The sequence below is a fragment of the Echinicola strongylocentroti genome (assembly GCF_003260975.1).
In the GTDB taxonomy this organism is placed as follows: Bacteria; Bacteroidota; Bacteroidia; order Cytophagales; family Cyclobacteriaceae; genus Echinicola; species Echinicola strongylocentroti.
In genome coordinates, this window is record NZ_CP030041.1 from 2,147,700 (window position 1) to 2,160,664 (window position 12,965).

General features: G+C 46.4%; 8 protein-coding genes and 1 tRNA gene. 4 read left to right on the forward strand and 5 right to left on the reverse strand.

Annotated features, from left to right (window positions below; all coding sequences use genetic code 11):
- Positions 1-12: 12 nt before the first annotated feature.
- Both DN752_RS08270 and DN752_RS08275 read right to left on the reverse strand, forming a co-directional pair.
- A complete protein-coding gene (locus tag DN752_RS08270) occupies positions 13-453 on the reverse strand; it encodes a GNAT family N-acetyltransferase (RefSeq protein WP_112783506.1) in 441 nt (146 codons plus the stop codon).
- Complete coding sequence (locus DN752_RS08275; protein WP_112783507.1) at positions 419-1,411, reverse strand: PhoH family protein; 993 nt, start codon at positions 1,409-1,411, stop codon at positions 419-421. The genes DN752_RS08270 and DN752_RS08275 overlap by 35 nt, the downstream gene beginning before the upstream one ends.
- A gap of 104 nt (positions 1,412-1,515) precedes the next feature.
- On the opposite strand from DN752_RS08275, the gene DN752_RS08280 reads away from it, so the two are divergent.
- Together DN752_RS08280 and DN752_RS08285 are read left to right on the forward strand one after the other, a co-directional pair.
- Complete coding sequence (locus tag DN752_RS08280; protein ID WP_112783508.1) at positions 1,516-2,295, forward strand: SAM hydrolase/SAM-dependent halogenase family protein; 780 nt, start codon at positions 1,516-1,518, stop codon at positions 2,293-2,295.
- 173 nt (positions 2,296-2,468) lie between these two features.
- Positions 2,469-2,552, forward strand: a tRNA-Leu gene (locus DN752_RS08285).
- A gap of 271 nt (positions 2,553-2,823) precedes the next feature.
- On the opposite strand, the gene DN752_RS08290 is transcribed toward DN752_RS08285, so the two are convergent.
- The 3 genes from DN752_RS08290 to DN752_RS08300 form a co-directional block, all read right to left on the reverse strand.
- The gene (locus DN752_RS08290; RefSeq protein ID WP_245949488.1) at positions 2,824-3,621 is read right to left on the reverse strand and encodes a helix-turn-helix domain-containing protein; all 798 of its coding nucleotides are present in this window, start codon (positions 3,619-3,621) and stop codon (positions 2,824-2,826) included.
- Between the two features lie 138 nt (positions 3,622-3,759).
- A complete protein-coding gene (porU2, locus tag DN752_RS08295; protein WP_112783509.1) occupies positions 3,760-8,787 on the reverse strand; it encodes a putative type IX secretion system sortase PorU2 in 5,028 nt (1,675 codons plus the stop codon).
- Between the two features lie 5 nt (positions 8,788-8,792).
- Positions 8,793-9,890: a putative type IX sorting system protein PorV2 gene (locus DN752_RS08300; RefSeq protein ID WP_449389520.1), complete on the reverse strand. Its 1,098-nt coding sequence runs from the start codon at positions 9,888-9,890 to the stop codon at positions 8,793-8,795.
- Between the two features lie 445 nt (positions 9,891-10,335).
- On the opposite strand from DN752_RS08300, the gene DN752_RS08305 reads away from it, so the two are divergent.
- Together DN752_RS08305 and DN752_RS08310 are read left to right on the forward strand one after the other, a co-directional pair.
- Positions 10,336-10,665 carry a PadR family transcriptional regulator gene (locus tag DN752_RS08305; RefSeq protein WP_015264211.1) on the forward strand — a complete coding sequence of 110 codons (330 nt, stop codon included), beginning with the start codon at positions 10,336-10,338 and terminating at the stop codon, positions 10,663-10,665.
- Between the two features lie 4 nt (positions 10,666-10,669).
- Positions 10,670-12,580, forward strand: a complete 1,911-nt coding sequence (locus tag DN752_RS08310; protein WP_112783510.1) for a PspC domain-containing protein — start codon at positions 10,670-10,672, stop codon at positions 12,578-12,580.
- Positions 12,581-12,965: the final 385 nt, after the last annotated feature.

Genomic DNA, 12,965 nt, shown 5'->3' on the forward strand with positions numbered 1-12,965 from the left:
TCAATTGATATATCACAAATATCGCTCCATTTTGTAATGGAGAATGTCACATTCTGAAAAAATGTCTCCAACTTTCTCAAAACCAAACTTGGCGTACAGTGGAACCGCGTGTAGCTGGGCATGCAGATATAGACACTTGCCCTCTGCCTCCACGGTGGATTTGACATCCTCCAGGACAGCCTGTACCAGCGCTTGGCCCACGCCTTTACCTCGGACTTTCTCCAGCACCGCAAAACGCTCCAATTTCACTCCATGGTCTGTGAGCCTCCATCTGGCTGTCCCTGCAGGCTCACCATTCACTAATGCCAAAAAATGAGTAGAAAGCTCCTCAAACTCATCATATTCTTCGGCGGGAGGCACATTTTGCCCCACCACAAAAACCTCTTCACGAATCGCAAAAACCTGATCTAAGGAGGCTTTATTCGTTACCTTTTTGACGGTCACTTCGTTCATTGCTGGATTTATCTTTTTGTAGATCGTCCTGATCGTAAGCTGCTATGATTGATTTCACGAGTTTATGGCGGATGACATCCTTGCCGCTGAGATTGACCAGCCCAATGCCTTTGACATCTTTGAGCACGCGAAGTGCTTCACGAAGGCCGGATTTTTGCTTGGTGGGCAGGTCTACTTGGCTTTGGTCACCATTGATGATCACCTTGGAGTTTGGCCCCATCCGGGTCAAAAACATCTTGATCTGCTCCCTGGTCGTATTTTGCGCCTCATCGAGCAGCACAAAGGCGTCGTTCAGCGTTCTTCCCCTCATATACGCAAGGGGGGCGATTTCGATCACACGATTTTCCTGATAGAATTTCAATTTTTCTGCTGGCACCATATCACCTAAGGCGTCATAAATTGGCCTCAGGTAGGGATCCAGCTTTTCTTGTAGATCTCCAGGCAAGAAGCCAAGGTTTTCACCTGCTTCCACGGCCGGTCTTGTAATGATGATGCGCTTCACTTCCCGGTTCTTGAGCGCGCGCACTGCCAAAGCCACCGCTATATACGTCTTCCCAGTTCCTGCAGGCCCCAGGGCAAACACCAAGTCATTCTTAAAAGCAGCGTCCACCAGCTTCCGCTGATTGACAGATTTCGGCTTGATGGCCAGCCCCTTGTTGCCAAAAACGATGATGTCATTTTTAGGATCTTCCTCAAAGGGCACACCTTCGAGATCAATGTACTCTTTGACATTTTCGGGTGTCACCTGACCAAATCGGTTAAAATGCTGTAGGAGCATATTGAGCACGTCATTGATGCGGATGATCTCCGGTGCCCTTCCCTGAATGCGAATTTCATTTCCGCGAGAAACAATTTTGCTTTTGGGAAATGCCGCAGCGATCTGCCGGATGTTCTCATTCTCAGTGCCGAGAAAATCCAAAAGCGGAATATTTTCTAAAGTAATTACCTTTTCTACCAATCCGTTAATGTGTATTTAGGGTTGTCAGATTATTCTTACAAGAATAAAATTTCTATTTTTGTTTATACTTCACAAAAGTACAAAATTTTAATTGACTTCGTTCTATGGCCTTAGTAACATTCCTGTCAGATTTTGGAGATGGCGATTATTATGTACCTGCAGTCAAAGCCAAGATGTTATCCATTAACCCTCAGCTCAATATCATTGACATCACCCATAAAGTAGAGGCTTATGACATCGCCCATGCTGCCTTTGTCCTGAGATCTGTATATAAGGAATTCCCCAAAGGCACCATTCACTTGGTAGCCCTTAACAGCACCAGCAGCATGACAGATGGATATATTGGCATCAAACTGGAGGAGCACATCTTTGTAGGCCCCAATAATGGGGTGCTCAGCATGCTGGCGGATTATGACCCCGGCATTGTGGTAAAATTTGCCGACATCCACATCAAAGACAGCACCTTTCCTGCCAAGGATATCCTAGCCCCCATAGCCGCCAAAGTAGCCAGTGGGGCAGCGATCCATGATTTTGGCGGACCGCTACAAGCCATCCGCAAGATGATGCCGCGTCAGATCAAAGCGACCAAAAAACAGATCGTCGGCCATGTCCTTCGCATGGATGGCTATGGCAACCTGATCACCAATATTCCCAAAAGTGTCTTCAATCAGCTCAACCCCGGCAAATTCACCCTCGAATTTAGCCGTGAGGTAATGACGGAGCTCCATCCATCCTATGATAGCGTCGAGCCAGGTGATTGCTTTGCCGTGTTCAATAGCCTGGACTTTTTGGAAATAGGTATTAACCATGGTCATGGTGCCGATTTGCTGGGACTAAAATATGACAGTCCTGTGGTTATCAATTTTCATAGAGAAGAAGAATAAAAACACAAGACAAATAACCATATGAAAGCTAAGCACTTACCTGCAAATAGGATTATCACTATTGAAAAAAACAAAAATTAGTAGGGCAAAGCTATTGCATAGAAAAAAATCTTTGTCCATATTTGCATCCCGTTCGGAACGGAACAGGAAAAAGCATAGTGAAAAACTATCAAGCCTTGGTGGCGGAATTGGTAGACGCGTTGGTCTCAAACACCAATGAGGTAACACTCGTGCCGGTTCGACTCCGGCCCAAGGTACAGAAAACCCCTTCAGATGAAAATTTGAAGGGGTTTTGTTGTTTATAGAGCAAACCGATGTGAAATTTTATGGTTTTATGCTGGATCAAGCAATATTTCTGGGGGAATACTTTTCGACACACTTTCTTAAACACAGAATATGCATTAGGCTATTTATCTCGACCTGAAATTGCTTTTCCATTTAAAGAAAAAAATCAGCGCAAATCTTAATCATCAGTGTCATCAGCGTTCCTTCAGTCCCCAGCTTTTTCACTTCACCCTTTGACCTCCACTAAAACCCATCCCTTACTGTCTCCTTTCCCTGCGAATGCTTAAACAACAGATAGATGCAAGCAATATCAAAAACTGCCCAAGTCAATAGACCGATCACCTTAAACACCCAAGTAATAAATATCAAGCCAGTCAACAAGCCTACTCCTCCTATAACTTGATAATGCTGGCCGAAAGTCTTTTTGGACAGGATCAACCCAATGGAAAAAGGGATCAAGGAAACCCCAAAAGCCATCACTTCAAACACACCAAACCACACATCTTCTGCCCCCACCACCTTACCGGAATAGATATCAGTACCAATAATGCCTGCATTGACCAAGATCAGAAACACCACGCCAAACTGGAGCACTTTATTGCCTGTACGCTGACCGACCAGGTAAAACCCGTAGGCAAAGGCAGCATAAGAGATCAGCACAACGGTCTTGAGCAGTGTGAAATATTCAGGCTGCTCCACTCCTGCGTCCGCCATCAACACGATATTCCAAAACACCTCATAAGAAGACACCAAAAAATAGATCACTCCCGCAATCCCCGCCCACCACAATTGGCGTTGGTCGATTGTGGAGAAAGTAGGTTTTGCTGTTGGCCGGGGCTTTTCGGGATCATCGGTGGGCAGCTGGATATCGAGCACTTCCATGATGGTCTTTACGGTAAACGCTCGCGGTGTCACCTCTCCTGCTTCGATACGCTGGATGGTGCGCACGTTGATATTACAGCGCTCCACCAGTTCCTCTTGGGTCATTCCTTTGGAAAGTCGCTGCTGCTGAATGACTTTTCCCAATTCAGGTTGTTTCATCGTTAATAGTGTTTGATTGACCATCGCAAATTGGAGTTTATTCATCTAATATCACCCGAAAAGCAAGCGGATTTGACCCGACATTTGCCCGACATTGAGCCCAAAACCACCAAGAAGGCCGTTTTCGAAACTTCTCAGTTATCTAAGCAAATACATTTTCCCGTACCCTTTCTTGAAAGCTTTGTCACCAGCTGTGGCACGGTGCTCGACAAACTGCCCGTCCTTTCGCACCAGCACACGGTAAATATACACCCCATTGGCCAGCTGGTCACCAAACTCATCCTTGCCACCCCAGGCATATTCAGAAATGTTATTGCCTATTTTTACAGGCCCCAACTCCTCTTGTAGGATCTCGCGCACCACCTTGCCCGTCACGGTCATGATCTGGATTTTAATCTCATCTGGAGGTACCGCCCCAGTAACGGTAAACACAAAGCGCACACTCGTGCTAAAGGGATTTGGATAGGGATAAAAATGGGTAATGGTAGATGCATTGACCACTTCAAAACTCACTTCATATGGCTTCTCCCCTGCTTGATTCCCACTGGCATCCACCGCGTTCACCCGCAGGGTATAGACGCCATCTTCCAATGGTCCGGGACGGTATTCCATTCTAAAATCACTGTTTGCCGTTGCTTCAAACCATTTCAACGAAGGATTGCTAAAGGCTACTCTTTCAAAGACACAGTTCTCGCAGTCTCTCTTGAGGTACACTTCCACACCTGTGGTATCCTGCTTCAGGAGGGTTTCATTTTCATCCTTCACCGAAGCCGCAATCAGGACATTAGGCGAAACGATGTCCCCATCCATGATATATGCACCATCAAAACTCACATCCAGTACAGGGTTTTGGTGATCCTCTTCCACCACCAGGTAATCTGCCAGATCAAGCACGTTGTTTTTATAGGATTGCTCCAGGAACTCACGCGGGTTGACAGCTACATTCAGGGAGTTTTTACCTGCATGGCCATACGAGTCAAACTGCACCTCAAAAGCATGCGCCTCCCCAGCTTTTACCGCCGGTATCTTCTGCTCAAAATCCTCAATGGTATTGTGCTGTTTATTCTGCAGGGACCATTTTACTGTCAGGGAGTCTGTAAAATCGTATTTGGAGATATTAACGAATTCAAACCTAACTGCGGCTACTTCACCTTCTTGCAGTGGCACCTGATCAGCCTTGTCCTTCAGCACCAATACACCTTCTGGCACTCCCGTATAATTCACCTGCCAACGCATCAGCTGCCTTGGGACTCTTGTTTCCGAATCTGCCAAGCGAAACTGGAGCCTTAGATAAGGGTACCTGTCGGCATTGATATCTTCCAGCCGAACTTCGCCTTCCAATATATTTTCGAACAGCACCGTCTCTGCCCCCGAGGCATTTACACCAATAACATCAAATGCAAACTGCTCTTCACCCAACTCGCCATTTACCTTGGTCTGATTATAAAACCCCGCCCAAGAAGACGCCGGTCCCACACGCTTGCTCGCCACACTTCCGGCATCATAAAACCCTTGCATTTCGGTAGAAAAACTAATGGATTGCTCTGAGGCAGGCAATTCCGAAGCCTCATCAGCCACGATCTCCGTAGCCTCTCCCGGGGCTAGCCCTTTCCTCCCAAAAAGAATATACGGATTCCCATTTTGGAGATTTCGGAGTGTGGCCTCATTGGCACCTATTTCCTTCATCTTCAGAAATGCAGCATCTGGCCAATCTTCAAAATCCATTCTCCCAACGGAAAAAATCACGACATAATCCCCTTCTTTCAGCCCGTCGATATAATCCATCAGCACGGTCTGCCCTTCACCGGTGATCCAACCACTTCTGATGTTTTGAATGATCTGCGGAGTCTTCCCGCAGCTCTTCGGGTCAAGTACATCAAAATCTGTCAGTGGAATCACCAAATAAGGCGCTAAACTGCGCTGGTCAAAGGCCATCAAGCCAAAGGAATTATTGGTACATCGACGCTGAAATAAATCTTGATTATACGGAATACCATCCAACTCAATCTGCACTTGTCCATATTCCAGCCCTTCTGTCTCTGGCCCAAAGGTAAAGACATCCACCTTCCGCTTTGTCCCCAAATACTCCCACTGCCTTACTTGTTTGTCTATGGCAAGGTGATATAATTCATCTTCATAAAACTGCGCAAATTGCCGCTGAATCCAGCCTTCTGGCCCGTTTGGTATATATGAAAAACTGCTCACGGCCCATTCTTTGCTCTCCCCTTCCTCCTGCTCCAGGAACTTGGTCCGCCAATAGAAGGTGACGGTATCCTCGGTATTGATCCGGTCACCGATACCCTGCTGCCATTGGGCGATATTGCGGGTGGTCACCCTGTGTTCTTTGCGCCAGGAAGAAGTAAAATCAGGCGATGTGTCCAACTGAAAAACAATGGTTCTGTCCTTAGAAGCTTTGCCCGGCACTTGGGCAATCAACTCCACTGAGGGGCCGCTATGAATGGCATAGTTTAAAGGACTCAGGTTTTGGGTACCACTGGAAGGAATGAACTTACTCGCCACCACCGTATTATTGGCATAAGACATCTCCGGGACATCCCTTTCGGTATTTAGAGAAATCGTAAAGTAGTTATCCCCTGCAGCGACCAAACCGACATTTGGAACAGAAAAGTGGACCGTATCACGATAAAAGACAGGGGCAAGCTGTGCTGGATCATAATTGATCACCGTACCATCCGGAAGCTGCCTGCTCACCTTAAAATTCAGTGTATCTTGATTGACAATCCCCAAATTACGCACCACAAAAGCCAAATCAAGCGTATCTGTCAAGGAAGTCACCTGATCACCATTGGCATCCCCTAGCGTGACCTCCTCCGCATCCAGGGAATAATCGGCTTCTTTTGCTGGAAAAATACGCACTGCTGGATCCCCTAACATGATCATTTGATGGGCATGTGATTGATTGATGGAAGACGTCCCGTACCTGTCAAAAAACCGTGTATCACTCGTCAGCTTCACCTTTCCTATCGTCTGGTACACCATTGACGAATCAGCAAAAGCCACTTGATAAAACGACTCTGAATAGCGCCTCAAAAACACATCCACACCGATACTGGCGTGCGCCATAAAGTTAGACGCCCCCCGGTCCGGCGTCAGAATCCAGTCCTCCCCAAACGTATAAGCCCCACCAAAAGCATTCCCCGCATCACAACCATTCAGTAGCAGAACAGGATACTTCCCTTTGTTGTCGTACCCAAGTTCATCTTGGCTCACAAACCCAATATCAATATCAGTGGTAGAAGTGGCCGCATGCCCAAAAAACGTCACCATGCTCACGCCTTCATTGACCTTATCGGAGATGTTGATCAATTCCACTTCAGTATTATTGCGTTTCCTGTAAGTGGTGACCTCTCCGCCAAAATAAGGCCCTTCCGCAATGCTTTCAAATCCCCTTAAAAAATTATAGTAGCGCTCTAGCTCAAAAGCGGAAAGCCCTCCACTCAAATGCACCATTTCTTTCTGCCAAGAAGCCGTTGTGCCCAGCGCTTCTTTCTCTTTGATTTTTGCCAAATAATAATTGATCTCCTCGGGGACCCGAGCGGGAATCCTGCCCACGGCAATGGTTGCTGACAGGGAGTTTTCATTGTCCAGCCCCACCACAAAACGGTTATCATTATAGGGATAGCCAAAAGTGGGCACCAGGTCCTGCACAGAAAACAACTCGGGATGATCACGGTAGTAATACCTCTCGCCACCAGAATTGGTGTAATTGTACATACCGTATGCCCTTCCCATCAGTAGCAGGTATTCGGGGGAATAGCGTGCAGCATACTGGCGCAAAAATTCCTTTATGGCCAAAGGAGACTTCTCTCCATAGTTAAATTGATTGTAAAGCTCTTCCGCAGTAAAAGTCAATGTCTGATAGCCTCCACCAGCCGGAGATTCCCGGTACGACGCATATGCGGCTACTGGATCGGTATTGGTAGAAGTAGCTTCTTGCAAACTAGCGTGGGTAAGAATGAGGTAATTGGCCGATTGGGACAGTAAGTCCCTAAATCTCACTTTATCCAAAATGGTAGGCGCCATTACTTCTTTCTCTGATTGGATAAGTACATGGGCACTATCAGCTCTGTTGCCCACCGGCCAGCTTAGCTCACCCCCAGTTTTCTGGCCAACCAAGCGGACAGGGGCACTTCTATTTCCTATTTCATAGGCCACATATTCATCCGCTAGGCCCTTTAAGGTCAATTGATAATTACCTGGCCCCAAAGTCAGTTCCTCTCGGGTGAAATCGCCCGCTATTTTTTGTTTCCCATAGGTCAAGGAGGCATAGCTCACGGAGACATTGTCATTGCCTCCGGAAGTACTTACCGGAACTACCCTTACCACCATACGCCCGTCTACACCTATATCCGAAGGATGTAGGTCTGCCCTAAAAGGCACAAATTCGAACCCTTCCAAGGCTACGTCCGCAAGCTTCCGGAGGCTCTCCGTACTTGGCCCGGCGTATATTTCCACCAAATGGGCTACATCCGACCGACCCACAATGCCCAAGTCAATAAAGCTAGCCAATCCAGTCACAGCATTTCCCAGTTCCTTAAAGGTGATATCGTGACTTTCATTCCTCCTCACTACTTCACCTGTCCACCCTTGGCCTTTGTCATATATGCCTAGATGAACACCAAGGGAATAGGTCTGCCCCAAAGCATATTGATCCGCAAAAACCTGGGTAACACTGGTCTGATAGGCCTCTACGGCACTTGCATTGGTATCCAAGGCGCTTTCGGCCATCCGCATACCTGACTGCCCCGGGCTAACAGTAAGAAAAAAAGCACTGGCATCACTATGGGTATTATAGCGGGGATTGGCCATGTTTTCCGGATCAGGATACAGGGGCTTGTCTGACTCCCCATCATTGCGCCTGCCAATAAACTCCACGTAGTCTCCCTGGTCAAATTCACCGTCCTCCTCCCCATACACATAAATGGCGACTTCCTCCCCTCGATGATACATCCTCAGCGTGCGTGGGTCTACACCAGAAGGATTCATACCAGAGGCAGAAAGGGCCGCATAGCTCAGCCGATACACCCCATCAGTGGAAGTGGGGATTTTATAATACGTCTTGGAATAGTCAATCCACTCCGTTTGTCCCTGGGCTATCCCTGCCCAAATCACCACAAAGAAATATAATAAACTGGCTTTTCTCATCGGTATCAATTTTCTCCCCAACCTTTATGCAGTCTAAACCCTTCTGTCAATGGCTCTAGGCTTACCTTCAAACTAAAAACATGCGAATAGGGCGTTTCGGAAACAGCTCCGATATCGGTAAGTGCATAATCGACATAGGCTTTTTCATTCAGAAAAATCCCCAACCCAAAACTTGGCTTGACCGACAGTGACTCACTACCATCAAAGGCTTTGATATACTGAAAATTACTCACTCCTCCCCTGAGATAGGCGACCTGTTTATAACCGACCTCCAAACCGACTCTAGGATCTACACTAACAGCAGAAGTACTGATCAAGGTGTTTCTCTGCCCGTCAAAGGTCATATTAAGATCAACCACGGCCTGCACGGTAAAATGCTCCTGCAGGCTTACCGTCTTGGCCAAGCTAAGAATCGCTTGGGGCAATGTCAGTTCAATGGAATTCTGGGGAAGCTCGTTGTCGGTTTGGGCATAAATCTCGCGCACCATTTCGGCATTATGGGACCACGCATTAAAAGTCGTGGTAATATCCCTCAGCATGACGCCTATTTGCCAAGAATCCATCAAGAACATCCCTCCTACGTCAAAGCCAAAGCCCCAAGCTTTGGCAAACTTCCCTACATTACGGTGGATAATCTTGGTATTGATCCCTGCTTTGAACACATCACTGAAATCCCGCGCATAAGAGAGCAACAACGCATAGTCGGCTGCATTAAAAAACTGGATATTGTCATAGTTCAAAGCGCCATTGGCATCATACAAGAAACGGGTATCCGGAATATCATCGACCCCAAACCTGATCAACGACACAGCTACCTGGTTATCCTCCTCAATATTGGTGGAAAAACCCGCATAATCGTACTTGGCAATTCCAGCAAAATACTCCGCATGCATCATGGAAAACTCGTACTTATGCTCAATGGCCAGTAAGGCAGCGGGGTTCCAATAAGCCGCGGTAACGTCTTTTACTGCTGCCACCTGTGCTCCCCCCATCCCTAGACCTCTGGCTCCCACACCTATATTCATGAATTCATTGGAGTATTTCGGAGTGATGCCTTGTGCCACCACATTCAGGCTGGCCAATACCAGTACCAAGGCCGACAAGCCACGTTTTAATGCAGTAGTTTTCGTATTTTCCACGATTGCAAAGTAAAAAATAAATTTGCACAAACGAACAACTCTTATTTAAATTATACATCGTCACATCAATTTCACTGCTGTTCATAACCGAACATCCCCTGTTCACTTGAAAGACACCTTAGAGCATGACAATACACATAAAAAACACAGGTTCCTAAAATTCTTAAAAAAAACCAAGGAGCCTTATTTTTAGCTCAAACAGGTCAATAACGAGGATTTTTGGTCTAAAACGCTAATTAAGATACATTAAAAACATCCTTAGTTCACCTAGTTTTATGTATTACAAGGTAGCTGATTTAACTTTGGTATTATTTTTCGGCATAGGAATAGAGAAATGAATTGCCAAGGCAGGAAGTGAAAGATAAAAACCGATCACCCTGGTTTCATCTACACTATAAATAAACAATTGATGAAAGCATCCAACACACAAATACAAATGCGGAAAGGAATCCTGGAATTCTGCATCCTGCATATCATATCCCGTGGGGAGGTTTACGCCTCGGATATGATCGAAGAGCTGACAGAAGCAAAGTTAATTGTGGTAGAAGGCACCCTCTATCCATTGCTCAACCGGCTAAAAACGGCTGCGCTGGTTTCTTACAAATGGGTAGAATCCGAATCTGGACCTCCCCGAAAGTACTATTCCATCACCCCAGAGGGAAGTCAGTTCCTCGACCAGCTCAGCGGCACTTGGAATGATTTGGTCACTTCTACCACATTAATCACCTCGAAAAAATAAGGCCATGAAAAAGACGATTAGCATAAATATCAGCGGCATTCTCTTTCATATCGAAGAAGATGGCTATGACCACCTTAAAAAGTACCTGGAGTCCATTAATAAGCATTTCTCACATTATGAGGACAACCAGGAAATCATCAAGGATATCGAAAACCGTATTGCAGAGATTTTTTTGAGCAACCTCAAGAACAATAAGCAGGTCATCACCGCAGAGAATGTGGACAGATTGATCGAAAAAATGGGTACAATTGCTGATTTCAAGGCAGTGGAAGAAGAAAAACCAGCAGCGGCTGAGCAATCCCAAGAAGAGCCTGATAACAGTGACAGTGAGTTTTATAAATACATCACTCCCCCCCACGAAGATGCGGGAAAAGGCTATAAAAAGCTGACCCGACTGGAAAGAAGTAAAATTCTAGGTGGCGTATGCGCAGGGCTGGCCCACTACTTGGCCATCGATCCATTATGGACCCGGCTAGTGGCGATTCTCCTGTTGTTTAGCGGGGAATTTTCCTTACGCAATTTTGACTTCTTCCCTTGGGACTGGAACATCCACGTATCCTTAGGGTGGTGGGCTGTACTGGCATATATCGTGCTATGGGTCATTTTACCGGTTTCCTATGAAGAACCTGAAGACAAAAAAATCAAAAAGCTCTACCGAAATCCCGACGACCGGGTTATCGGCGGGGTCAGCAGCGGATTGGCGGCTTACTTTAAGATAGAGGTCCTTTGGGCACGATTGGCATTTGTGGGATTGATATTCGCTGGTGGTGCGGGATTGGTGATCTACCTGATTCTCTGGATCATCACTCCAGTCGCAAAATCCATCACCGAACGGATCAAGATGAAAGGGGGCGAAATCACCTTGAGCAGTATAGAAAATACGATCATCGCAAACAGGCAAACTCCTGAACCTCCCATTCCTCCCCAAAACAAAAAAACATGGCTGGCACCCTTCCGTTTTTTGGGAGACATCATTAACGGCCTGGGAAAGGCCCTAGGCCCCTTCGGTAGGTTTGTGCTCGATGTCATCAGAGTGGCTTTTGGTCTGCTCATATTTATTATTGGGGTAGTCGTTACGCTTACTCCTTTGGCATTTTTAGGGGTCTATTTTGAGCTAATCATCAATGACGGTTTTCTCTACATGATTGATAATGTACCCATCGAAATGATCTCGGAGTCCCTTCCTATTTGGCTGGCCATCGCTGTGAGTGTCGCCGTATTTATCCCTGGACTCATCCTGACATTGCTTGGCATCAGCGTAATCATCAGGAGGAGCTTGATCGAGTCAAGGTTTGGTTTGGTCACCTTTGGCATCTGGCTGCTCAGTATCATGGTGTGCGCCTTTCAGATCCCCAAGACTGTTGCAGAATTCAAGGACCAAGGTAAATTCACTAAAGAAACAGTACTCGATCCCAAAGGAAGCGTGTTTATCCTGCAAGGCGGTGACCGTGAGCAGACCATGGATGAACTTGAGCTGGTCGATATTCAATTAAGAGGTACAGCTGACAGCACTATTCGCTTGGTACAGGACTTCAAATCCCAAGGAAGCTCCAGGACAGATGCCATCGAAAATGCCAAAGCCATCCAGTACGACTATTCGGTAAAGGACTCCATCCTTACCTTCTCCCGTACACTGGAGTTTGCCAGCATGGCCAAATTCCGGGGCCAAAACCTGTACCAAACCCTGCACATTCCTTACAACCGCCCCTTTGTAATGGACAAGTCCATGATATCCATCCTCAGAAACACCATTTACTCCAATGGCTATAAGCTCAAAGATGTCACCAAGCACAACTACTGGGTATTCAATGAGGACGGACTGCTATGCCTCTCCTGCAATGATGAGCACAAGCAGAGCCAGGCCGACAGCCTTTCCAGGCTGCAGTTTAAAGATGCATTCTTCTTGAAAGAATAAAGATTCATATGCGTTGATTTGATTTTTGGAAAGGCAGGTGTGAGGTCGCACTTGCCTTTTTCTTTTTTGATTATACGCTTTCTTGCCAGTAGTTTTTATTTCTCGCCGAACGCACAGAAAACCCAGAATAAAACAACGCTTTTCTGAGATTTCCGTGGTTTCTGTGAGGACCTATTTCATATCTCTGTGATTACTGGTATCATTGCAGATATACCTATTTTCGTTTTATCTTTCTATAATTCCTACGTGTAAAAGTCAAAATAGACACATTCTCTCTTATCCTTTCAGGGCAAACGCATTTAGGATTAATTTCGTGTAGGGTAGCTATCATCCGTGCCGCTGGCACTCCTTCTGGAGGCTGATGAGTGCTTAACGTCCTGCGGAT

Bases quoted from the DNA above. Each gene is read 5' to 3' on its own strand.
- DN752_RS08270 (WP_112783506.1), bottom strand. From the start codon at position 453: ATGAACGAAGTGACCGTCAAAAAGGTAACGAATAAAGCCTCCTTAGAT.
- DN752_RS08280 (WP_112783508.1), top strand. From the start codon at position 1,516: ATGGCCTTAGTAACATTCCTGTCAGATTTTGGAGATGGCGATTATTAT.
- DN752_RS08290 (WP_245949488.1), bottom strand. From the start codon at position 3,621: ATGAAACAACCTGAATTGGGAAAAGTCATTCAGCAGCAGCGACTTTCC.
- porU2 (WP_112783509.1), bottom strand. From the start codon at position 8,787: ATGAGAAAAGCCAGTTTATTATATTTCTTTGTGGTGATTTGGGCAGGG.
- DN752_RS08305 (WP_015264211.1), top strand. From the start codon at position 10,336: ATGAAAGCATCCAACACACAAATACAAATGCGGAAAGGAATCCTGGAA.
- DN752_RS08310 (WP_112783510.1), top strand. From the start codon at position 10,670: ATGAAAAAGACGATTAGCATAAATATCAGCGGCATTCTCTTTCATATC.